The 23,345-nt window shown below is 61.9% G+C and carries 19 protein-coding genes; 3 read left to right on the top strand and 16 right to left on the bottom strand.

Annotated elements, in window-relative coordinates; genetic code table 11:
* Positions 1-85: 85 nt before the first annotated feature.
* The 4 genes from tsaE to MHY13_RS01440 form a co-directional block, all read right to left on the bottom strand.
* On the bottom strand, positions 86-586 hold the full coding sequence (gene tsaE / locus MHY13_RS01455) for a tRNA (adenosine(37)-N6)-threonylcarbamoyltransferase complex ATPase subunit type 1 TsaE (protein WP_204610187.1): 501 nt from the start codon (positions 584-586) through the stop codon (positions 86-88).
* Positions 576-1,679 (bottom strand): alanine racemase, encoded by a 1,104-nt coding sequence (gene alr / locus MHY13_RS01450; protein ID WP_239280461.1) that lies wholly within the window; start codon positions 1,677-1,679, stop codon positions 576-578. The genes tsaE and alr overlap by 11 nt, the downstream gene beginning before the upstream one ends.
* Positions 1,680-1,838: 159 nt before the next feature.
* The gene (gene glmS, locus MHY13_RS01445) at positions 1,839-3,710 is read right to left on the bottom strand and encodes a glutamine--fructose-6-phosphate transaminase (isomerizing) (RefSeq protein WP_239228591.1); all 1,872 of its coding nucleotides are present in this window, start codon (positions 3,708-3,710) and stop codon (positions 1,839-1,841) included.
* A gap of 95 nt (positions 3,711-3,805) precedes the next feature.
* Positions 3,806-6,610, bottom strand: coding sequence for an FAD-binding and (Fe-S)-binding domain-containing protein (locus MHY13_RS01440; RefSeq protein WP_239280213.1), 2,805 nt, complete (start codon positions 6,608-6,610; stop codon positions 3,806-3,808).
* A 204-nt stretch (positions 6,611-6,814) separates the two neighbouring features.
* Here MHY13_RS01440 and MHY13_RS01435 point away from each other — a divergent pair, with 204 nt between their 5' ends.
* Positions 6,815-7,648: a dienelactone hydrolase family protein gene (locus tag MHY13_RS01435; RefSeq protein ID WP_239228593.1), complete on the top strand. Its 834-nt coding sequence runs from the start codon at positions 6,815-6,817 to the stop codon at positions 7,646-7,648.
* Between the two features lie 4 nt (positions 7,649-7,652).
* Here the strand turns inward: MHY13_RS01435 and MHY13_RS01430 are convergent, their stop codons facing one another.
* The 11 genes from MHY13_RS01430 to eccCa form a co-directional block, all read right to left on the bottom strand.
* The gene (locus MHY13_RS01430; RefSeq protein WP_204610194.1) at positions 7,653-7,913 is read right to left on the bottom strand and encodes a hypothetical protein; all 261 of its coding nucleotides are present in this window, start codon (positions 7,911-7,913) and stop codon (positions 7,653-7,655) included.
* A complete protein-coding gene (locus MHY13_RS01425; RefSeq protein ID WP_239280211.1) occupies positions 7,913-9,694 on the bottom strand; it encodes a hypothetical protein in 1,782 nt (593 codons plus the stop codon). The genes MHY13_RS01430 and MHY13_RS01425 overlap by 1 nt, the downstream gene beginning before the upstream one ends.
* Complete coding sequence (locus MHY13_RS01420) at positions 9,691-10,005, bottom strand: hypothetical protein (protein WP_239280209.1); 315 nt, start codon at positions 10,003-10,005, stop codon at positions 9,691-9,693. Before MHY13_RS01420 ends, MHY13_RS01425 begins: the two co-directional genes overlap by 4 nt.
* A gap of 112 nt (positions 10,006-10,117) precedes the next feature.
* Positions 10,118-11,461: a phosphoglucosamine mutase gene (gene glmM / locus MHY13_RS01415; RefSeq protein ID WP_239280207.1), complete on the bottom strand. Its 1,344-nt coding sequence runs from the start codon at positions 11,459-11,461 to the stop codon at positions 10,118-10,120.
* Between the two features lie 48 nt (positions 11,462-11,509).
* Positions 11,510-11,836, bottom strand: a complete 327-nt coding sequence (locus MHY13_RS01410; protein ID WP_239228597.1) for a type II toxin-antitoxin system HicB family antitoxin — start codon at positions 11,834-11,836, stop codon at positions 11,510-11,512.
* 401 nt (positions 11,837-12,237) lie between these two features.
* Positions 12,238-12,771 carry a 30S ribosomal protein S9 gene (rpsI, locus tag MHY13_RS01400; protein WP_204610198.1) on the bottom strand — a complete coding sequence of 178 codons (534 nt, stop codon included), beginning with the start codon at positions 12,769-12,771 and terminating at the stop codon, positions 12,238-12,240.
* Positions 12,771-13,214: a 50S ribosomal protein L13 gene (gene rplM / locus MHY13_RS01395; protein WP_204610199.1), complete on the bottom strand. Its 444-nt coding sequence runs from the start codon at positions 13,212-13,214 to the stop codon at positions 12,771-12,773. The genes rpsI and rplM overlap by 1 nt, the downstream gene beginning before the upstream one ends.
* A 404-nt stretch (positions 13,215-13,618) precedes the next feature.
* Positions 13,619-13,906, bottom strand: coding sequence for a WXG100 family type VII secretion target (locus MHY13_RS01390; RefSeq protein ID WP_239193042.1), 288 nt, complete (start codon positions 13,904-13,906; stop codon positions 13,619-13,621).
* A gap of 69 nt (positions 13,907-13,975) precedes the next feature.
* A complete protein-coding gene (locus tag MHY13_RS01385) occupies positions 13,976-14,290 on the bottom strand; it encodes a WXG100 family type VII secretion target (protein ID WP_005328030.1) in 315 nt (104 codons plus the stop codon).
* 142 nt (positions 14,291-14,432) lie between these two features.
* Positions 14,433-15,557: a type VII secretion-associated protein gene (locus MHY13_RS01380; RefSeq protein WP_239235129.1), complete on the bottom strand. Its 1,125-nt coding sequence runs from the start codon at positions 15,555-15,557 to the stop codon at positions 14,433-14,435.
* A complete protein-coding gene (gene eccCa / locus MHY13_RS01375) occupies positions 15,558-19,277 on the bottom strand; it encodes a type VII secretion protein EccCa (RefSeq protein WP_239280205.1) in 3,720 nt (1,239 codons plus the stop codon).
* A 154-nt stretch (positions 19,278-19,431) separates the two neighbouring features.
* Between eccCa and eccD the strand changes: the two genes are divergently transcribed.
* Both eccD and MHY13_RS01365 read left to right on the top strand, forming a co-directional pair.
* Entirely contained in the window at positions 19,432-20,859 is a 1,428-nt protein-coding gene (gene eccD, locus MHY13_RS01370; RefSeq protein ID WP_239280203.1) for a type VII secretion integral membrane protein EccD, read from the top strand.
* Positions 20,859-22,007 carry a S8 family serine peptidase gene (locus MHY13_RS01365; protein WP_239280201.1) on the top strand — a complete coding sequence of 383 codons (1,149 nt, stop codon included), beginning with the start codon at positions 20,859-20,861 and terminating at the stop codon, positions 22,005-22,007. Before eccD ends, MHY13_RS01365 begins: the two co-directional genes overlap by 1 nt.
* On the opposite strand, the gene eccB is transcribed toward MHY13_RS01365, so the two are convergent.
* The gene (gene eccB / locus MHY13_RS01360) at positions 21,997-23,283 is read right to left on the bottom strand and encodes a type VII secretion protein EccB (RefSeq protein ID WP_239280199.1); all 1,287 of its coding nucleotides are present in this window, start codon (positions 23,281-23,283) and stop codon (positions 21,997-21,999) included. The two genes, MHY13_RS01365 and eccB, sit on opposite strands and share 11 nt — an antisense overlap.
* Positions 23,284-23,345 lie beyond the last annotated feature (62 nt).

Raw genomic sequence — 23,345 nt, 5'->3', positions numbered from 1 at the left:
ATAGAATTACGTAGTGGTTATACCCGGATCAAGTTTGCTTTCTGGGATATTCATCACTTAACCCCCTATAAGGCGGAACGATGTACTATGCACCACTTTTCCAAGACCATGTGAAGCGGCGAACATCCTCTTCTGCGCCGGCATAGTCCACCGGCTCACGGTCGATGCTGATAAATAGGTAGCGCTCCGCAATCTGTTCCACGAGTCCCCCGCCCCATTCGGCAATAACCACGGCGTCCTCTAGCTCCGTGTCCAGATCCAGCGCGTCGAGCTCCCCTAGCGGGTCCCCGGAATTAGCACCGCCTTCATCGAGCAGGCGGTAGGCATCCACGTGCACAAGGTCTGGCCCACCCACAGTAGAGCGGTGCACGCGGGCGATAACGAAGGTTGGCGAGGTAACGCGGCCTTTAACCTGCATGCCCTTGGCGACGCCCTGCGTCAGCGTCGTCTTTCCAGCCCCCAACGGCCCATCCAGGATCACTACATCGCCGGCTTCAAGCGCCGCACCTAGCTCTTCACCAAAGGCATAGGTGTCTTCCACCGTGGATAGGTCGCGGCTGCCGGATTCGGGAAAGCTATTGCGCATTTTCTTCTCCTATATATTCGCGTTCGGTGCGGCCATCGGGCAGGCACACCACCTCATAGTTAATGGTGCCTGCTGCCGCGGCGAGATCCGTGGCCGATACTCCCCCGTTGCCAAAGATCACGGCGTCTTGCCCCGTGTCCACGCCATGCGGGTTCTCACCTAAGTCCACCACAATCTGATCCATGCAGATTCTTCCTACCTGCGGGTAGAGGTGCCCACCAATGCCCACGTGCAGGTCGCCCTGATAGCCACGCGGCAGGCCATCGGCATAACCACAGTCCACTGTGGCCAAAAATCCCGACTTATCCGCCTTCCAGGTCAATCCGTAGCACGTGCCCTCCCCCGGTTTAATGGGCTTGACGTTAAAAATCTGCCCGGACCAGGTCATGGCCGGGCGCAAGCCGTGTTCGCGTCCTTCAATGGGCTCCAAGCCATAGCAAGCGGCGCCTACGCGCACCTGCTCGAAATAGGAGGAAGGACGCGTCAGCACTGCGGGCGAATTGGCCAGGTGATTGATTGGGCATTCCAAACCAATCTCACGCGCGAGTTGCAGGGCCGTGCGGAACGCCTCCTCTTGCGCGTCATTGTGCGGATTATCCGGCTCATCGGCGCACGCAAAGTGGGACATGAGCCCGAGCACCTTGATGTGTGGGGCATCGCGCAACACCTTAAAGGTCTCTGCCCAATCCCCTTCGTCCACACCGGAGCGGTGCATGCCGGTTTCCACCTTGACGTATACCTCGGCAGGAAAATCGGCCTTGACCAGCTTATGCGCCTGCTCAAGGGAGTTGACCGCTACCTCGATTCCATTGGCCAAGGCTTCTTCGAGGATTTCATCTGTTTGCCAAATCCACGCCACGATGGGCGCATCCACGCCCGCGCGGCGCAGGTCCACCGCCTCCCGCAAGGTGGCCACGCCAAAGCAATCCGCACCGGCGCGCGCCATCACCGGCACAACCTTGGCCGCGCCGTGCCCATAAGCATCGGCCTTGACCACGCACATGAGCTTGACCTCAGGCCCCACCTTTTCCTTGATGAGGCGGACGTTGTGCGCTATGGCGGAGAGATCAATCGTGGTTTTCAGCATGCTCACCATTGTGCCACTGCTCACCCATGTGCAGAATTCGAGCGGGGTGTGGCCCGTTTTCAAGCACCGTGCCTGGGAAGATCTGCGTGCAACAGAAAAGCCTCCTTCCTACCGCGCAAGCTACGCGGCGGGCAAGGAGGCTTTGCTAGTGCCGTTTGGGGTGGATTACTCCACGGTCACGGACTTGGCCAGGTTACGCGGCTGGTCCACGTCGTAGCCCTTGGACTTGGCTACGTGAGCGGCGAAGATCTGCAGCGGCACGGTGGCCAGTAGCGGCTGCATGAGGGTCGGTGCCTTCGGGATGCGGATGACGTGGTTAGCGTAATCCTCCACGGCGGTATCGCCCTCCTCCGCAATCACGATGGTGATGGCACCACGAGCGCGGATCTCCTGGATATTGGAGACAACCTTAGAGTGCAGGGAGTCGCGGCCGCGCGGGGACGGCACGATAACGAAGACCGGCTGGCCTTCCTCAATCAGTGCAATCGGGCCGTGCTTGAGCTCGCCGGCGGCAAAGCCCTCGGCGTGCAGGTAGGCGATTTCCTTGAGCTTCAGCGCGCCCTCAAGAGCTACAGGGAATCCGACGTGGCGGCCCAAGAAGAGCACGGATTCCGCATCCTTCATGGAGTTGGCCAGGTTGGCCACCTGGTCCTCTTCATCGATGACGTTTTGGACCTTGTCCGGCATGTGGCGCAGCTCAGCAAGAACGCTCTGGATTTCATCGGCGAACATGTTGCCGCGCAGCTGGGCCAGGTAGAGGCCAAGCAGGTAGGTGGCGGTAATCTGCGCCAGGAAGGCCTTGGTGGAGGCCACGGCGATTTCCGGACCGGCGTGGGTGTAGAGCGCAGCATCGGATTCGCGCGGAATGGACGAGCCCTGGGTATTGCAGATGGCAATAACCTTGGCGCCCTGCTGACGGGCGTGGCGCACAGCCATCAGGGTGTCCATGGTCTCGCCAGACTGGGACAGCGCGACGACGAGGGTCTTCTCGTTCACGATCGGATCGCGGTAGCGGAACTCGTGGGCGAGCTCGACCTCGGTAGGAATGCGGCACCAGTGCTCGATGGCATAGCGCGCCACGTGGCCCGCGTAGGCCGCGGTACCGCAAGCAATGACGATGATCTTGTCGATGGACTTCAATACGGTCTCATCGATGCGCAGATCATCGAGAGCCAGCTGGCCCTGTTCATCAAAGCGGCCGAGCAGGGTATCGCGCACAGCGGCGGGCTGGTCGTGAATTTCCTTTTCCATGAAGGAATCGAAGCCACCCTTTTCGGCAGCGGCGGCATCCCACTTGATTTCAAAAGGCTTGCCCTGTGCAGGGTTGCCCGCATAATCGGTGATTTCCACCTCGTCGGCGGTGATGGTCACGACCTGGTCGTTGTCCATCTCCACGGCGGACTTGGTGTAATCGATGAAGCCAGATACGTCGGAACCGAGGAAGTTCTCGCCCTCGCCCAGGCCGATAACCAGCGGCGAGTCACGGCGAGCGGCAACGATGCGATCGGCCTGCTCGGCGTGGATGGCCAGCAGTGTGAAGGCGCCCTCCAAGCGGGAGCAGGTCAGCTGCATTGCCTTGGTGAGGTCCCCAGCGGCCTCGTTGTGGAAGACATCGCCCAGCAACGTAGCGGCAACCTCAGTGTCGGTCTCGGAAACAAAGTTGTAGCCCTTGCTCAAAAGCTCGGACTTGAGCTCGGCGAAGTTCTCAATGATGCCGTTGTGCACCACGGCCAGCTTGCCGCCATCGACCACGTGCGGGTGCGCATTCAGGTCGGTAGGGCCACCATGGGTAGCCCAGCGGGTATGGCCAATGCCCAGCACGGAGTCTGGCAACGGGCGGGCCTCAATCTCAGCATCCAGCGCAGCGACCTTACCGGCCTTCTTGCGCCAGCTAATGTCCCCATCGGCGTACATTGCTACGCCAGCGGAGTCATAGCCGCGGTATTCCAAACGGCGCAGACCTTCTAGAACTACGTCGAGGGCGAAGTAATCACGGTCACCACCAGCGTGACCAATATATCCAACAATTCCACACATGGTTGCTGATTTTACAGCACGGGGAAGAAACCTCTAGGCGGGCGGGGCGTCGGCAAGCGGGGCTTAGCGCCCCACCCGCTAGTGCGCTGGGAAAACTAGCGCGTCGCCTGCTCCAAAAGTTCCAGAATGTGGTGATAATCCTCGCCGGTAGCACGGGTCAGGCCGAGCTCGCAGGTGCGGTTGGTCGAGGCGTGATACTGCGCCCCGATTTCCTTGACTTGCGCGGCTTCGGCGCGCGTTGCGGCGTCGGTTAGCTCCGGATGCAGCATGCCGCGATCGCCGGCATAGCCGCAGCAATTCCAGTCAGTGGGAATGTGTACCTCGGCCGCGGCGGCGCGGGCTACCTTCTCCACGTCTTCCATCATGCCCAGCTGGAAGGCAGAGCAGGTGGGGTGCACGGTCACGGAGTCCGCCGGGTTCTTCACCTCAAGCTGCGGCAGGAGGGTATCGGCCGTAAAGCTAATGGCGTCAAGAACGGTAATGCCCACGGACTCCAGCATGTCCTTAAACCCGGCGGTGCAGCTGCTGGCGTCCACGATGACCGGCAGGCGCGCACCATCGGTGGCCTCCATGACGATATCGCGCACGCGCTGCTCCATCGCATCGTGGCCGGCCTGCATGCCCTTAGAGGCCCACGGCGTGCCACAGCAGAGCTTGTCGATGCCCTCCGGAACCTCCAGCGCTACCCCGGCGCGCTCCAAGAGAGCCACGAAGGAATCGGTAGTGCCCTTGCCACCGCCCTGCGGGCCAAACATGGTGTTCACGCAGGCCGGCAGGTAAATTCCGGTGGTCTGAGCGTAGCGGTCTCCCACGCGCCCGGCCAAGCGGCCGCGGGACTTGCCGCCCTTGCCCAGCTCCGGCTGGTACTGCGGCAGATTATCGGTGCCGATGAGGTTGCGGCCCACGTCGGTGACCTTCTTGACCAGCTCGGTGGGCAGCAGGTGCGCGCCGGTCAGCGCCAGCCCGGCGCCTTGGCTAACCACCTGCCAGTTCTTGGCGGCAGCGCCCCACAGCTTCTGCTGCGCTGGTTGGGCCTCCTCGCGGCGCAGGCGCTTGATGAACTTGCCGGTATCGATACCTACCGGGCAGGCGGTGCGGCACATGGAATCCACCGCGCAGGTCTCGATGCCCATGTATTCATAGGCCCCATCCAGCTCGGCTACGAGCTGGCTATCGCCGGCTTCTTCCGCGCGCTTGCGGGCGCGGCGCACGACGATGCGCTGGCGCGGGGTAAGGGTGAGATCGCGCGACGGGCAGACCGGCTCGCAGTAGCCGCACTCCACGCAGCGGTCCACTTCCTCTTCCACGGTGGGGTTGAGCTTGATGTTTTTGATGTGCGCATCGGGGTCATCGTCCAAGATAACGCCTGGGTTCATCGTGTTGGTGGGATCGCAGGCCCGCTTGAGTTCTTGCATGACCGCGTAGAGTTCGTCGCCATACTGGCGGCGTACATATGGCGCCATGGCGCGGCCGGTGCCGTGCTCGGCCTTGAGGTTGCCCTCGGCCGAGAGAACCAAGTCCACCATGCCCTCGTTGAAGTCGTTATACCGACCGATGGCGTCATCGCCTTCAAAACGGTCCGTGAGCAGGAAGTGGATATTGCCGTCTTTGGCGTGGCCGAAGATAACGGCGTCGTCATAGCCATAGCGGGCAAAGAGTTCCTGCAGGGAAGAGCAGGTATCAGCCAAATCCCCCACGGGCACGACGATATCTTCCAAAAGCGCGGTTGTACCGGACGGGCGCGCCTCAGCGACCTGGGCGTACAGGCCCTTGCGGAAGCTCCACGCGGTATTGCGCGAAGCGGCATCGGCCGAGAAGGCAGCCGGCGATTGCAGCGGCAGCTCGCGCAGAAGCTGCGAGCCCTTGCCTTCCTTCTCCCGCAGTTCTTCTTCTGCATCCGCGTGGTACTCAATGAGCAGTGCGGCCTGCTTGTCCACATCGAAACCGGTGATGGCCTGCGGGATCTTGTCAAAGCCTTGGCCTACGCGGATCGAGGCAGAGTCCATCAGCTCCAGGGTGGCCGCCCCGGTATCTAGCAGGGCCGGCAGGGACTTGGTGGCAGCGGTGAGGTCATCAAAGACAGCCACCGTGGTGGTGGTCAGCTTGGAAATGGGCACGGTGCGGAATACCGCCTCAGCGATGAAGGCCAGGGTTCCCTCCGAGCCGATGAGCAGGTGCTCAAAGAGCTTGACCGGGCTATCAAAATCCAGGAAGGAATTGAGGCCATAGCCCATCGTGTTTTTCAGCTGGAAGTGGCGGCGGACAATATCCACGGACTCCTGGTTATCGCGCACGCGGCGCTGCAGGCGGGTAAGTGTTTCCACCAGCTCCGGTTCCTGCTGTTGGAACTGCCGGTCTGCATCCGCATCGGCGGTATTGATCACGGTGCCGGTAGGCAGCACGAAGGTTAGCGATTCCAGAGTGTTATACGTATTGAGCTCGGTACCGCAGGCCATACCGGAGGAGTTATTGGCCACCACGCCACCGATGGTGCAGGCAGATTCACTAGCCGGATCCGGGCCAAGCTTGCGATTGCGCAGGCCCAGGCGGGCGTTGACCTGGCGCACCGTGGCGCCGGGCTGGACGCGCACGCGCTTGCCCTCATCCAATACCTCGATGCCGCGGAAGTGCTTGCGCACGTCCACCAGGTAGCCATCGCCGGAAGCCTGGCCGGCAAGGGAGGTACCGCCGGAGCGCAGGGTGACCGGAACATTCTGCTGCCGGCCCGCGCGGAAGATGGCAGCCACGTGCTCGGCCGAGCGGGCCTCAATGACTGCCTTAGGGGTGTACAGGTAATGCGAGGCATCGGAGGCATGTGCCACGCGGTCAATAACCTCGGTCTTTACCTCCATCCCATAACGAGTAGAAAGTTCTTCCACATCAACGACGCCGGTAGTCATGTACCGCAGCCCGCCTTCCCAGAAAAATAGAGTATGTAGTTGCCCACACATTGCACTCCCCTACCCACAGGGGCGCAAGTTAGGAGGGGCTTAGGAAAGCCTTTCCACCACACCCGTGGCTCGGCTGGATACTACGCAGACATTTCTCAGATAAACCCGCACCCTTTCCCGCCTAGCGGGTGATCTTCCTCTATCCTGGAATGCGTGTCTGCGAATTTGAATAAACATCTAGCAACGTTGTCGAAGCGCGGTCGCAACCGAGTTTTGGTTGGCGACCTTGACTATGCCGGAGTCACCGGCAAGGTTTATACCCCTGCGGAGGGCCAAAGCCTGCCCGCCGTGGCCTTTGGCCATGACTGGATGCACAAGATTAAGGATTACCACGCCACCCTGCGCCACCTGGCTAGCTGGGGCATCGTCGTGGTAGCCCCCGATTCCGAGACCGGCCCTTTCCCCAACCACCGCAACTTGGCCGCGGATATGGAATCCGCGCTGCAGATTGCCGCTGGGGTAAAGCTTGGCGCTGGCAATATTACGGTCTCTCCGGGCAAGCTCGGCATGATTGGCCACGGCATGGGCGGTGGCACAGCCGTGCTCGGCGCCTTAGATAACCAGAAGGTCGCCGCCGTCGCCGCGATTTACCCTTCCATCACCGCGCCGTCTGCGGTGCAGGCAGCCCGCCGCATTACTACCCCGGGCTTGGTCATTGGCTCCGGCCAGGAAGATATTTTCAATGCCGGCAACCCCGCCAAGCTGGCCCATAACTGGAACGGACCGGTCTGCTTCCGCGCCATCGACAAGGGCAGCCACGCCGGCTTTACCGAGGATCGCCTGCGCAAGCTCGCCATCGGCACCGCCGCCTTCCAGTCCGGCCCTACCGAAATCGCCCGCGGCTTGGTCACCGGCTTCCTGCTGGCCACCCTCAATGGCGATTCCACCTATGCCGCCTTTGCGGATCCAGAGGCGAGCGCCAAGAAGGTCGAAAGCCTCGTAGGCGAGGACTTGGCCGAGCGCGCCGGCGTCACCCGCGACGCCTAAGGTATTAGCCCCGCCGCAGCACAGATTGCACCTGCCCCGACGCGTTCCTTGAGCGCGCCGGGGCAGCGCCATATCGGGGCCTTGGCATCGCCGCCGCTTGCCGACGCCCCACCTGCCCCTTCTCCCTTCGCGCCTCCTGCATGGCCTTATCCGCGGACTTTTCTAGCTCGTCTTGCGCTTTCGCCAGCGTTTTTTCAAATTCCAGCAGGCGTTTAGCCGTCCTTTCCCGAAAGCCCTGCGCAAATTCTGCGAAGTCGTTATTCATTACCACTGACCTGCCTTTCGTGCCTTAATGGTTGGTTCTTCTGGCGCGGGTGCCGCCTCTTGCTGCGGCGCTGGTGCCGGTGCCGGTGCTTCTTCTGGAGCCGGCTGCGGTGCTGGGTCCGGTGCCGGTGCTGGTTCAGGAGCTGGGGTTGGGGCTGGTGACGGTGCCTCTGCTGGACCGGCCGCCTGGAGGTGTGCCACCTTCTCTGGTGGCGGCGTTGGCTCCTCTACCTGAGACAGCTCAGGAGGCGGCGCCATTACGCCATCATCGCCAGTTGGCTCCGGTTCAGGACAAGGCTCCGGCTCGGGTTCGGGCTCAGGTTCCGGGCAGGGATCAGGTTCTGGTTCTGGCTCAGGCTCAGGGCCCGGTTCAGGCTCTTGCACCGGGCAATCCGCGTCGGACATGTGCTCCAGGCACTGCGCGGCACCTTCCACAATGAGGCCCACGCCTACTAAAGCGATTCCGGCCCCTACCAGGCCGAGGCTGCCACTGCAGGAGGATTCAATTCCACAGCCTTCTGAGCTGGTTTGGGTCGTTTCCACACATTCTTCAGAATTTCCCGCGGTATTTTCAGGGCAGAGCGTTTCCTCGCCTGCGCCCGATTCAGAAGCGGGTTCTGTATCCATGTCTGGCTTAGGTTTCGGCTCTGGCTGAGGTTCAGGTTCCGGGCACGGCTCTTCTTCTTGCTGTGGCTGTTCTGGCGGCTCCGGCGGCGGAATGATCTCCGCCTGTGCCGGCCTGGTGATCTCTACTTCGCGCTGGGACTGCGATGGACGCTCGGTAAATGATTGCTCGGTGCACTCTTGGCAGTGGCAGCCCGCGCCGTGTTCTGCGGTGGTCTCCGTGTGCACTTCCGTCTTGGATGATTGCTCCGGCTCGGGCTCGGGGCATTCCCTTGGCGGAACTGGTGGTGGCGAAGGAGGCGTCGGCTGTGGCGGCGTGGAAGTGGTCTGGCTGGATTCTTGCTTTGAGTCGGGCTCCGGCATGGGCTTGGGCTCTGGTGGGCACTCCACCTGGGCTGGCTCGGTGGGCTGCGAGGGCGGAGGTGGGCATTCTTCCTTCGGCATCGGCTTAGTGGGAGTAGGAGTCTCCGGGCATTGCTCTACCGGTGCGAGGCAGGCATCATCTGTAGGTTTAGCTGGCGTCGGGCATTCTTCCGGCATTGGGCGCTCGCAGACGCATTCGCAGCGCGATTCAAACTCGTTATAGCAGGACTCAATCGCATCATCGCGGTCGCGGCAGGTGCTAGCGATATTGTGATTCGTCTCTTCGATAACGCGCCCGCCGATGGTGGAAAGAATCGGGATAATAAACCTGGCCAGCGGGTGCTTGGTGGCCACCATGGACAAGATATTCAGCAGTGGGATGACCGCAGAGATGAGCTCAGTAAGGGCGGTGTCGGAGACATCGACGACGTCGGCAATAGCGCCCGAGCACTGCTCCGCCGAACTGGTGAGATGGGCAGCATCCTGGCGGTCAATGTCGAAATCTTCCTGCACGCCGCACAGGTGCTCGCGCATAGCGCCTTGAGCAACCTCGGAATCATCTTGCTGCAAATAGCCCGCTAATCCAGCACCGCCTCCCTTCGGGCGGTTACCGCCTACGGCCGCAACGGTGTTTTTCACCAGGTTTTCGGGCGCGATACCGTCCACCGCACCGACTAGCTCCCCCAGTAGGTTCATCGGCATGCTGGGGCCCGAGTAGCTTCCCAAGCATGCGAATTGGAATTGGGAAATCGCGTTTGAATAGTCCCCCAGCAGGGATTTTGTCAGCGTACTCACTTGCTGTCCGCCTCCCCGCCGCGCGCAAAGGAGCTGCCGAAGGACTCATCAAAATCGGCAATGGCGCGCACCTGTTCATGGGCGGCGTGGGCGGTGGCGGATAAGTTATCCAACCTCTGCCCGCCGCGCTCATGGATGCGCGCCAAGACATCGCGAATGCGCTCACCGTGGCCGCCAAGGTTGCGTCCAGCCGCGGCCACCGGAAAATCCGGCACCTCGGCCCGGTGGGCATCGCGTTGTTCGTCGTTATCGGCTACGACCTGCCGTAGTGCGGACATCGCCTCCGAGGGGCGAAGAAAAACCTCAGACACTGGTGTATTCCCCCAAATCCATATGCGGTAAAAGTTCTCACCTTCATTGGACTGGGGATTGCGCCAAATGGTTCCCTAGGATGCCAAAATTCTTCCGCACCAGGCGGTTGCGCTAGACCGAGGAAACGATGGCGGAGAGCCTGCCGGCAACCTTGCGGGCCTGCTCCTTATCGGCGGCCTCCACCATGACGCGGAAAACCTCCTCAGTGCCGGAGGGGCGCAACAGGACGCGGCCGGTTTCGCCGAGTTCTTCCTCGGCCTGGGCAATGGCTTCTTGTACCTCGGGGGCGTCCATGATGACGCCCTTATCAGAAACCGGCACGTTAATGAGCACCTGCGGCAGCACGGTCATTACCGATGCCAATTCCTTCAGGGACTTTCCGGACTTGGCCATGCGCGCCATGATGGACAGGCCAGTAAGCGTGCCGTCGCCAGTCGTGCAATCATCTGGCAACACGACGTGGCCAGACTGCTCGCCGCCCAAGGAGAAATCGCCGCGGTTAAGCTCTTCCAGCACGTAGCGGTCACCTACTGCGGTGTGGCGCACCTCGATGTCTTGTTCCTGCATGGCTAGCTTCAGGCCCAGGTTAGACATGACGGTTGCTACCAGAGTGTTATAGCGCAGGTCATTGTCCTCCTTCATGCCTACGGCCAGCAGGGCCATAATCTGGTCACCGTCGACAACATTGCCCTCGGCATCCACAGCCAGGCAACGGTCGGCGTCGCCATCATGGGCTAGGCCCAGATCGGCGCCATGCTCGACGACGGCTGCCTGTGCCTTTTCAATGTGCGTCGAACCGCAGTCCTCATTGATATTGAAGGCATTCGGCTTGTTGTGGATAGCAATAACCTCTGCACCAGCCGCCTCGTAGGCGATCGGAGCAACCTTGGAGGCCGCACCATTGGCGGTGTCTACGACCACCTTGATGCCGCTCAGGTCGGTGGAGACCACTTCCTTCAAGTGGTTGAGGTAGCGCTCGCGTCCGTCCGGGGCCTCCGAGATGATGCGGCCCAACTTGGTGCCGGTCGGGCCATCCTCGGTGAGGTTTTCCATGGTGGCCTGAATCTGATCTTCTACCTCGTCTGGTAGCTTCTTACCACCTGCGGAGAAGAACTTGATGCCGTTGTCTGGCATCGGGTTGTGGGAGGCGGAAATCATCACGCCCAAATCCGCACCATAGTCATCCGTCAGGTAGGCAATCGCCGGCGTCGGCAGCACGCCTACGCGCACCACGTCCACGCCGCGGGAAGCCAGCCCGGACGCAATCGCCGCATCCAGCATCTCGCCAGAAACACGCGGGTCGCGGCCAATAATGGCCAGCGGCTGGCGCTCGTAGGATTCACGCTTGGCGGTAAATACCTCCGCAGCGGCCTGGCCTAGCTGCAAGGCCAGAATAGGGGTCAGCTTCTTGTTCGCGAGGCCGCGAACGCCATCGGTTCCAAAAAGTCGAGTCATGCAATCAATTATGCACTCCTGTGCCCATCGATTGCATGTTGGGGCGGGCTAGGCGGAGGCAAGCTTCTGGTTTATCAATGCGTTGAGTGAAATTCCTTCCGTCTTTGCTTCCATCACTAGCTTACGATGCAGCGACGGAGAGGTTCGAACGTTGAATTTTCCCGAATATGAACGAGCCCCCAACGGCTGAGGGATGACTTCCCCTGAAACCTGCATATCTTCTACTACTTCCGCAACCAACTTCAGCAGTTCCTGCTCTGCACAGCTACGGTCAGAATCCAGCCACGATAGTGAAGGAAACTCGGCAACCGTCGCCACAAACTCATTATCCTCTTCAGACCAGAAGACTTGATAGGTGTATTTGCTGACGTCCATTTTTATCTTCTTTCTTGCTCGCTTTGTAGCCTTTGTACCGCTTTAAGAACTTGGCGAACTTGGTAAGCTTTCGCTTTTCCTTTCGCGTTCTGAATATTCACTCGGGGATCTCCACGCCATGGCGTCTTATAAGTTCTGTGCGACGTACCTTTGCTGCTTCTTCGCTCAAAAAAATAGTCACACACACTTACTAGATCCGAAAAAGCTATGTTCACTGGGCTTCTTTTCATTTTGGCCAAGATTTCTTCTACGCTGCTACCCACAACTAATCAGTACCACAGATAGTACTACCATGCAGAGGTGTCGTTCTCCTCTGCCAAAGCTCAAAAACGACGAAAGCCGCCGCCTCCCAAAGGAAGCAGCGGCTTTGCGTTGCGCTTGCGCGCGCAGTAGAAGCGAGATTAACGCTTGGAGTACTGCGGTGCGCGACGTGCCTTGTGCAGACCAGCCTTCTTACGCTCAACTGCACGAGCATCTCGGGTGAGCAGACCAGCCTTCTTGAGGGCGGTACGGTCAGCCGGGTTGTAGATGTTCAGTGCACGAGCGATAGCCAGACGCAGGGCGCCAGCCTGACCGGTTGGGCCGCCGCCGTTAACGGTGACCTTGAGGTCGAACTGGTTCTCGCGCTCCAGCAGGGTCAGCGGAGTGAGGATATCCTGCTGGTGCAGCTTGTTCGGGAAGTACTCGCCGAACTCGCGGCCGTTAACCACAATCTGGCCGGAGCCAGCAACGAGGCGAACACGTGCGACGGCGCGCTTACGACGACCGACGGTCTGGATCGGGCCCTCGTGTACCGGAGCGGCAGCCTCGACCTCTTCGGTCTCGGCCGGTGCGATGGAATCACCGATGGTGTTGGTGAACTCTTCGGTAGCGGCGCTTGCTGCAGCGATGTCAGCAGCGTCGGCTACGTTGTTGTCGATGTTCTGCTCAGACATTACTGTGCCACCTGCTTAAACTCGAAGGTTTCCGGCTTCTGGCCGGCGTACGGGTGCTCTTCGCCTGCGAAGACGTGCAGCTTCTTGATGGAAGCGCGGGAGAGCTTGTTGTGCGGCATCATGCCGGCAACGGATTCTTCGATAACGCGAACCGGGTTGGCGTCCAAAGACTGACCCAGGGTCATGGACTTCAGGCCGCCCGGGTAACCGGAGTGGCGGTAGCGCATCTCGCGGCCGCGCTTGACGGAAGAAACGTGGATCTTGTCAGCGTTGATGATGATGACGTGGTCACCAGCATCAACGTTTGGTGCGAACTGTGGCTTGTGCTTGCCGCGCAGCAGGTCTGCAACGGTGGAAGCGAGCTTGCCCAGCACCACATCAGTAGCGTCGATGACGTACCACTTGCGGGTGATGTCACCGCTCTTTGGGTGGAAAGTAGACAATTTGACTCCTTGAAAGTCTGTCTCGGAACTGCCGGCCAGCGCTAAGCATCCATTCACTCCCGTACAGCGGCCGGTGGAGACCTGCAGGGAGCGCTTCGCCAGCTGCTTGCCGACGAGCGAACACATAGGTTTCCTACCCTACTTGCTCACCTGCCCAAAGACCAAAACGCCGAAACCGGCACCTTCCGCGGCTCAAACGGGAGGTGCCGGCTCGTGGGTATGGACTAGAAAGGTACGACTTCAAAGAGTGGAAGAGATCGCAAGAGAATAGAACTAGAAAAGGAGTAGCCACGCTGGTTTCGTGGCCAAGGCTGCGGCTGCGTCCGCCTCCTGCCACGCGGGTGTGTCAGTGGCACCGCAGCCCCGACGGCGACAGCGTGGAACCGTGCAAACAGGGTGTGGATTTAACCCCAGCTTGCGGCGGCGCGACGGTTGACGTCGCTCATTGCATCGTTGCCCTGCGCGACGGTCTTGGAGATGGTGGCGAGCACGGTGTTGAGTTCCTGGGACGCCTTGTCCCACTTGGCCTGCGCTTGGTTATAAGCCACGGCGGACTCACCCTCCCAGGTGCTTACCATCGGCTGTAGGCGCGCCTTCAGGTCTGCCAAGGTGCTGTTGATGCGACCAGAGGTGGCGTTGATATCGGCTGCGGCGGAAGAAATGGCACCGAATTCGTACTTGATCTCGGACATGTGGTGGTGGATTCCCTTCTGTGAATCTATAGCTTTTGGGCTGCGGAGTAGTGAACTGTGCGGAGCGGTTTAGAGGGCGAGGCCGCCGCCCACGTTGGAGAAGGCCTGGGTGTTTTCTGCTTCCACGTTGTCGAAGTTGTGGGCGTTGCTGCGGATATTGTCAGAGATAGAGGCCAAGGCCTCGCGCAGCTGCTGTGCAGAGGTGTTGTAGCGCTGCATCAGGTCATCGAAGGAGACCTGCGCCTGGCCAACCCAGCTGCCACGGACGGAGTCGACGACGCCCTGCAGGCGGGTGAGCTCGCCTTGGACTTCATCGTTGGTGTTATCGACTTTGCCAGCGGTGGCAACCATGACATCGGCTTGTGTCTTGAAAGTCTGAGACATAAGAGTGCGCCCCTCCTTAGGGCGGATGAGATTGTGTGTATTTCCCCCGAAAAAGCAGCTGTGCTTCGCATCTGTGCTTTCTCACTCTTATTGGACTGAACTTTCCGCCAAACGGTTCCCGGCTGGGGCAAAGTTTTTGAGACTATTTTTTGACCAGGCTTTCCGTGGCCATGCGGCAGGCTGCCTTTTGAACGGCGTTGGAGTTATGCCGGGTATGGCACCCCACGGACATCTGGTGGCCTCGGTCTTCCCAAGTGGTCCATTCCACCAAGGAGCCGTCCCCGGGGTCTTCGGTATAGGTCAGGCGCCCTGCCTCATCGGTGGCATCGCGAAGCGTCGGATCTTCGTCGACCTGCGCGTGAATTTCTTTGAACAGGGCATCCGCCGGCACGTTAAACATCTCATCCGCCGCCAGCAGGATGCGTAGGTTCGGGTCTTTCCCGGTGGCGGTGACCAGACCATCTTCTACCTTGGTGTGGAACCCACTGGGGACTACTACTGACATTCCTTCCACGTCTAAGCGCTTTTCGCCTGGGTTCAATTCGTCGCTGCCGGAATCTGACGCGCCTGGCATTCCCGGTTGCGGCGAGGCCGGCGCGGACTCCGCCGCACCATCGCCGCTTGGCTCGGCAGCGCGGGGTTGCGGGTGCGATGCATCCGAAGCGGCGTCGTCATCGTCTGAAGCTTGGGCACCGATGGCCCACCAAGAAGCCCCAGCCACGGCGATGATGACCACGGCAATTGCCACATGAAAGATATCGATGGCTCCGAGCCAACCGCGCAGGCGGTCGGTCCAGCGTGGCGTTACCGGCTCGTCATAAGCAGGTGCCTCCATCACCGTAGTGGGAGGTGCCGAATCAGTGGTTTCAGGAACCGGGTGAGGAGGCGGATCGAGTGGGTCCGGGGCGGCTAGCGGGGAGATGGTTGGTTCTGGGTCGATGAGGCGCACGCCTGTGACTTCCAATTGCCGGCAGATGATGGAGGTGGCTTCCTGCGCAATGTCCGTGCCGGAAGAGTCTGCCACCACGCAGGCTTCCACGTCGGGCCAGGACAGTCCCGCCATCTTGGATATCTGATCCATGACTTGGCCCAAGGCCCAGCCTTCCACAATGCCGGTTCCCGGCAGGTCATAGCGATAGACCGTTTCGGGCCCTTCAAAGATTGTGGCCGCATCCAGGATGGTGACGGTAATGGGGACGGCGGTGGTCTCCCCACCAGTAGGAATAGGGGTGTCGGTTGGCGTATGCGCGCTGAGATTGGTGGTCATTTACTTCTCTCCTTCTAGGTACACCGCTTGGGCGACGCCGAGGTTTTCACCGCGGATGCTCCACTGACCGCGGCCGGGTGGTTGGTGGCAGGGCTTGAGTCCGAAGATGGTTCCTTCGTCGCGGTCGGCGTCGAAAAGCAACAGCGCCGGCTGCAGATCGCGCACCGCGGAAAAGAATTGGCCAAAGAGGGCACGGCCGATGCCGCCGGATTTGCGAGCGATAACAAGGTGCAAGCCAATGTCGCGGGCATGTGGGAGCAATTCCAGCAGTGGCGAGAGGGCAATATCGCTCAGCAGGTCCGCATCATCGATGACTAGGTAAATATCTGGGCCCTGCCACCAATCTCGTGCGGCGAGCTGCGCCGGGGTAATGTCCGGGCCAGGCAGGCGAGATTCCAGGGTCCGGACTGTATCGACAATGGTCTCTTGCGCACTCGACTGCGTCGCGGCGTAGGCAGCAACCATGTTCTGGTCCAAGGTTCCTAGGTGGGCTCGGCGCTGGTCGATGACCACGAGCCGGGCGTCTTCCCTCGCAAAAGCGCTAATACCGCGCATGACCTGCGCCAGGAAGGTGGACTTGCCACACCCCTGCGCCCCGATTGCCACTAGGTGCGGCTCGCGCGACGGATTCCAGGTCAGCGTATCGAGGTCGCGCCCGCCGATGCCCCAGGCGATCTCACCGGCGGGAACATCCCCTTGAGCTGCGAGTGCGGCCGGGGTAAGCACGGCGGGCAGCATCTTGAGCTGAGGAACCGGCTGAGCCTCCGCATGAACGCGGCAGATGTGAGCGATGTCCTGGTTAGAGGTGCGAGCTAAGAGCATATTCTCACCCGTCAAGGTGAGCCCGCGGCCCGGCGCGCAGGGAAGCTTTTGCTGTAGTTTGCGGTCGATGAGCGAATCCAAGGCCTCGCCTAGGCGCAGCTCGAGGCGGTTGGCAATGAGATCGCGGATAGCGGGGCGCATCGTGGTCCACCGCGAAGTGGCAATGATGACGTGCACGTGGGCGGAGGCGCCATCGGCGACGATCTCGGTAACCTTCTCCGCTATGTCTTCAAACTCCGCATTCGAGGTACCGATGTGGTGCCAGCCATCAATGACAAGGAAGGTTGCGCACCGTTCTGGACGGCGGATAAACCCAGCTACTTCGTCGACGATGCGCCGTACCTTTTCGCCCTCCTCGCGCCCGGCAACTCCGGCCACGTGGGGCAGTCGCTCCAGGGATGCTAGCTGACCGCCGCCAAGATCGATGACGTAGAAGCGTGCCGCCTGCGGATCATGCCGTAGAGCTAGCGCAGAGACGATCGTGCGCAGCGCACTCGATTTACCGGACTGTGGACCGCCACACAGGGCCATGTGTCCGCCGTGCTGGGTGAAATCAATAATCAGCTCGTCCTGGCGTTGGTAGTACGGCCTATCGATAATGCCGATGGGCGCGCGCAGCGACCCTTGGTCCACTGCGGGCGAGACTGCACCCGCGTCATCTGCACCGGAAAGCCCCGGCAACGCGGATAGCTCAATGACCGGCGGTAGCGGCGGCAGCCAGATGCGGTGCGCCGATTGATCGCGCAGGTGGGCCTCTTCCGCCGCGGCGCGCACGACCTCGGTAAGCACAGTGGTGGAGTCATCGAGAACCACCGCAGCGCTAGTATTGTCTTCTTCCTGGGACCAGCCATGAAAGAGCTGCACGCGGCCGCGGGAGGCTGCGGGGTGATCCACGGAGGCGTCGGCAAGCGCCCGGCGCGGCAGAGGTCCAGACACATAAGAAGCTTGGAAGCGGGTCAAGGCCTCGGCATCGGATTTGAGGTAGCCCGCGCCGGGCTGGCCGGGCAGGTGGTAGGCATCGGTCACGCCCAATACCTGGCGGGATTCCGCTGAGGAGAAGGTTTTCAGGCCGATTCGGTAGGACAAGTGGGAATCTAACCCCCGCAAGCGGCCTTCTTCGAGCCTTTGGGAGGCCAAAAGCAGGTGCACGTGGAGACTGCGCCCCAAGCGGCCGACGGCGACAAAGAGTTCCGCGAAATCCGGGTGCTGGCCCAAAAGCTCCGAGAACTCATCGACCACAATGACCAAGGCCGGAAGCGGCCCGTGCTCACGCACGGCGGTGGCAGAAGCGTTGTACTCACTGACATTGGCAAAGTTTCCGGCGGTGCGCAGCAGCTCTTGGCGTCGGTTCATCTCGCCGGAGATGGCATCATACATGCGCTCTACCAGAGTAGATTCCTCCTCCAGGTTGGTAATCACCGCGGAGGTATGCGGCAGGCGGTCGCATCCTAAGAATGTCGCGCCGCCCTTGAAATCCACGAGCACGAGGTTAAGCTCGTCCGGACTATGGGTAGCCGCCAGCGCGGTGACAAGGGTGCGCAGCAGCTCCGACTTGCCGCTGCCGGTCGCACCGATGCACAGGCCGTGCGGGCCCATACCGCCGTGGGCAGATTCCTTGAGATCTACCGTGACGGGCTGGCCCACCGTATCGATGCCGATGGGCACCATGAGACGCGCCGAGCCCTCCCGGCCATGCCACATGCCACTGGCCGCTAGCTCTTCCACATCGCGATAGCCCAGAAGGCCCATAAGGTCACTGCCGCGCCGGCCAGAAGTGCTATCGGGGCGGCGGTAGGAGGCCATACTGCGTGCAAGCAACGTCGCTCCGGCCGCACTCATTCCATCGGGAGCCCCAAGGTCTTCCACCCCTGCCGCGGTGACCACCTGCAGCTGCTCCCCTGCCACGAGGCTTAGCCCTTCGTGCTCGGCGCGTACCCCCAGCGCCGAAGACGGCGCCCCACCGACCTCAATGATGGTGGTATAGGAATCATCGTGGAAGAAGTCTTCGGTTCCCGTGGTCAGCACGCCATCGACTATGAGGATGCGAAAGCGGGCCTTTTCCGGTGTGCGCGCATGGGGCAGCCACTTCAGCCACTCCCACTGGCCACCGATGGCCTCGATACCGCAGGTTTCCGGGCCATGCGCCAACGCCATCTGCAGCACCATTGCGCGCACCATATCTCTGGCGGGATCTGCAGGCTCTTCGCCTTGGGAAGACGCGGTACCTGACACGGACAGGAAGCGAAAGGCCTGCAGTTGGATAACCACCGGCATATCGGGAACGGTGCCCACCGCCTTAATGGTCTGGCGCATGCTTACCGCACACACCGGGTCCAGGTCTTCAGTGGCGCCGGAATCCGGCACGTTGATGGGGGTGCACAACGTCGTTGGTCCAGTTCCCACGCGTACCTCGAGGGCGTCCGAGTCATCCGGGCCACGCTCCCACATGCGGCGCGAGCCGACTAGAGTGCTAAGTTCCACCGGTGCCGGGTGGCGATAACTTTCATGTGCACGCTGCGCCGAGGCATTGCGCAGCGCCTTTTCCCGCAAGGCTTTGATGTGGCGCAGGTAGGTACGCCGGGTTTCATCCGGATCCTGCCCGCTATTATTGGGCCCAAACATCATGGCCATGCTCGCCAGCATCATCAATGGAAACATCAAGGCCATCGGGCTAATCTGCCGGGATTCCCCAGCGCCTAACACCATGAGGGCGACCATGCCGAGCATCGCCGCAATCATCACCACCGGAAGCAGCAGCCGCACCAGCGGCACCGGTTGTGGGCGCACCGCTTCCGGGACTTCCTCGGCCTCGATGCTGCCGGTGGGCAGCGGCGGCGCAGCATCCCGCAATGGCATGGTCAACGGCTCAATGACGCGGGTATCCCCGATCCCAAGCATGCCTAAATAACCTCCCCCGAGCCACGCGCCAAGCGCCCTTGGCCCCCTGCCAAGATTCCCCGCGCTGCGGTGGACACGTCGCCACTAGTAAGCCACAATATGTGGCATTGGGCAAGGGGGACGCCCACAATCCATACATTTTTCGGGGGACATCATGACTACTGCAACGGCGCATCATCTGCGCCTTACCGTTCGCATTCATGCCGGCGCCTTCCACAAGGAGGCGGACGTGGCGCTACCGCTAAGCTCCAGCGTGGGCGAGCTTTTGGCGGAAATCACTGACTTGGTGGATGCGCCCACCATTTCTGAGCCTTGGCGCGCGAGCACAGCCTCCGGCCGCGCCATCGATCTCACCGCCCCGTTGGCTGCCACTGTTCTCACGGAAGGCTCCATCCTGGTTATTAGTCCGCGCGAGCGCCGGCCTGCACCGGTGATTCGGGATGCGGCGGAATCGCTCGCCGCCGCGGCTGAGGAGGATACTACCGCCGCCCTTCCCACCATCTGGGCGTGGGCGGGGCTGCTTGCCGCCTTCGCCCTCGTGTGGGTTAGCTCCCTTCCCCTCGCGGCGTGGGCGGCGTTGACCGCTGGTGCCCTGTTGCTCGCCTTGTGGACCCGGGCCCTATCGCTGGTGCACCTTAGCCTGGTAGCCGGCATGGCGTGTGGCTGGGTGGTGATTTCGCCCTCGCTTGGCGAAGCCCCCTTTGCCGCACTCACCGCCTGCGTCGCCCTCCTCATCGTGCTGCTTGCCTGCCACGTCACCGGGTTGAGCACGGTTCGCACTACCGCCGTGGCACTCACCGTCTCGGTGCTGTTGTTGGTCGCGGCTTTGGGCTACCTGTTGCCTGGACCAGGGACGAGTCTCCAGGGCAGCCACGGTACGGCGGCCGCCGCCTGCGTGGTGATCGCTGGCATTATCCTGCTGGCCGCAGCTCCTGCGCTGACTGTTGCCACCGCTGGGCTCAAAGTCCCGCAGCTGCCCACGGCCGGCCAAGACCTCGCGGTTTCGGATGCCGTCCAGCCGGATGTCGATATCCGTGCCCGGCGCGCCGGCAGCGCTTATGAGGGAATGTGCTGTGGGCTGGCGCTCTGTCTCATTCCGGCCCTGATCGCCCTCTCGCTGACGGGCAGTGGTCCGGCCTTGGCGCCGACGAGCGGCGCGCCCGAATCTCTCGCCGAGTACGTTGCGGTGCTCTTTGGTGCTGAGCACACCGGTGTGTGGTTCGTCCAAGCACTCTGCGTGACCACCGCGGGTGCCGTCGTCCTGCATGCCGCCCGGCACGGTCGTGCGCTGGCTAGTTGGGCCCTGATGCTGCTGGCGATGACCGCCTGTCTCGCTACATGCTTGTGCGCTACCCACGCGGTGGCGAATTCCGGGCTTGCCGAAGCCTGGGCGCCAATACTTGTTGCCTGCCTGGTTCTCCTCGCCATGCTGAGCGCCCCGCTGTGGGCATCCAAGGTGGCTGGGCTCGAGCCCACCACCATCGCGTGGTTTGAGCGCATAGAATCCCTGGCCATTGCCGCTAGTTTGCCGCTGGCCGCGCACCTAGCCGGTGTCTTCGTACTCATCAGGGGGCTTGGATAATGCGCGTGCTACCTACCGCTTTAGTAGTTGCATTCGCTGCAGGACTGACGGCTACTCCCTATGCGGCCGCGCGCGAGCCGGACCGCGAATGCGCCGCCGCGCATTCCTCACCGCTTTCGCCCCAACCGAGCGAGGAGCAGCTAGACTACCGGGCCCGTCTACATTCCTTTGCTACCGGGGAAGGCGTCAAAGTAGCCGTTATCGATACTGGCGTTGCCCGTCACGACCAACTGCGGCATCTCAGCAGTGGCGCGGACCTTGTCGCGCCGGAGGAACCAGAGCCGCATCGCGATTGCGACCTGCACGGCACCGTCGTGGCCGGTGTCATCGCCGGACACGATATCGGTATCGCCCCGCGTGCAGAAATCTACGCTGTGCGCCAGACCGGCGCACACTATCGCCAGGAAGCGGAAGACAGTACCACCGGATCGCTGGACACCTTGGCCCGCGCCATTGATGACGCCGCCGCTGCCGGTGCCCGCGTCATCAACATCTCCGTTGTCTCCTGTGTCCCGCCAGATGTGGCCGCGCAGGTCGATACTTCCCGATTGGATCGTGCTTTGGCGCATGCGGAAGACTCCGGCGCTGTGGTGATCGCGGCCTCCGGCAATGCGTCCTCTGGCAGCTGTGAGATGGGTGACCGCGTCTTTCCGGCGGATTCGCCCACGGTGCTCTCGGTGAGCGCCCAAGCGGATTCACACGAACTCGCTGACTACTCGTTGAATTCGGCCGACGGACCCCAGCTTGCTGCGCAAGGGTTCATTCCGCTAGCGCTCAACCCCGCGGGTGGATGGGCCGATGGCAAGGAAGGCACGGACGGAACGGCGCAGTTCCATGGCACCTCTTTTGCCGCGCCGGTGGTCAGCGGCACCGCTGCCCTCTTGGCTCAGCGCTTTCCCGACGATAGCCCGGCCGTCCTCCGCAAACGCTTGGAGGACGCCGCAGAACCGGGACACGGTTTCATCGACCCGCTCACCGTGCTCACCCACGTGGAAGCGGGCGCGGACGTCGATACCCGAGCTATGACCATCCGCCCCGCTGACGAAGGCGACTCGCGCGCCCACACACGCAGTGCCTGGGTGCTGGGTGGATTAGCGGTGGCGCTTGCTGCGTGGGCGGTATGGCGCGGGCTACGACCTAAGAACTAACCTGCAGCGCCTGCTCACGGTTGAGCGCGGAGCCTTCCGGCAGCAACCGCAGGATTTCCCACGGCACCTGCGCGCCCACGCCGGTACCAAGGGCTTCCAAAGTCTCTTTGTCCTTGACCTCGTGCCGCTGCCCCGTGGGTGAGACCACGTGATAGCCATGGCCGCTGTCTACGCCTACGCCACCGGCGTTAAGCCCACCAAAGCGATGGGCCACCGACTCACCGGCCAAGGCGACGGTGCCTGCTTGGGCAGGTACCACTGCCCCGCCACCCTCGTTAGCAGCACACATCCAGCCATCGTCTGGGCTTAGGAAGTGGAAGGACGTGGAGGGAAGGTTGAGGTTTAAGGGGGCGTCGGCAAGCGCGGCAATCTCCTGCGGCGTGGCTGTCGTCTCCTTGGCACCCACGCCTGCGAGCATCTCCGCCTGTGTAGGCGTGAGCTCCGCTATACCCTCGGGCGTACGCGCCCACAGGCCCTGCCCAGTATCGACAACCTCGGGCGGATCGGCCGGAAAGTTCAGCGGTGGCAGCTCCGCAAAGGAATTGAGCAGCTCGGGCGGCACGGACCAGGCGTGGGTGCTATCGTCCACGCCCAGCGCCCGGCGCACGACGCGCCCTTCGGTGCTGGAGGGCTCTGGCAACGCCACTCGGCCTTCCTGGGTGATAAGCCACTGCGTGCCCTCGGATTCCACCAGTGCGGCGCGCTCCTCACCGAGGCTTTTCTGCTCGGGCTCGGCAAGGACAATAACTTCCTGCGACGCTACCTCGTGGCCGCCGATGCTAGTGGGGTTCTCCGTAGCAGGAGCCTCATCCTTGCCGGCCGAACACGCTGCCCATCGCTCTTGGGGAGTCTCGCCTGCCGCCGCGAGGTACCCCGGGGCGTCCGAGATACCCACCGGTGAGCCCAGTAGCGCTTCTTGCAGGTGCTCATCTCCAATGGTCTGCGCCTCGGCCGCTTGCCCGGCGATAATGCGCGCTGACGCCAGGTTGAATACCGGGTGGTAGGTGTCATTGACATCCACAAAGAGCTGGCCCTGCTCCGAGCGCACAATCGGCGCATCACCCGGCTGCGGGCTCGGCTGCAGCCATGCCAACATGCCAGAGCCCACCGCAAGGAAGGCGACGCTGACCCCGCCGAAAAGGAGGGCTTTGCGGCGCCTAGCCAATGGATCGTGAATCATGCGGATATCGCCCAGCACGAGCCCATGCTCGACGCGGCGGCGCAAGAATTTATGACCCGATACCTGGGCCTTGGTAGTAGGCAGCGGACGTGCCATGATTTTCCCCCGAAAAGTCTGTGTACACCCAGCACTCAGGCTATCCCAGGTAGGCGACCGCT

Origin of the sequence: Corynebacterium sp. ACRPE, assembly GCF_022347435.1 — a bacterium.
In the GTDB taxonomy this organism is placed as follows: domain Bacteria; phylum Actinomycetota; class Actinomycetes; order Mycobacteriales; family Mycobacteriaceae; genus Corynebacterium; species Corynebacterium tuberculostearicum_D.
Note: the sequence above shows the minus strand (reverse complement) of the source record. Positions and strands in the feature narration are given on the sequence as shown.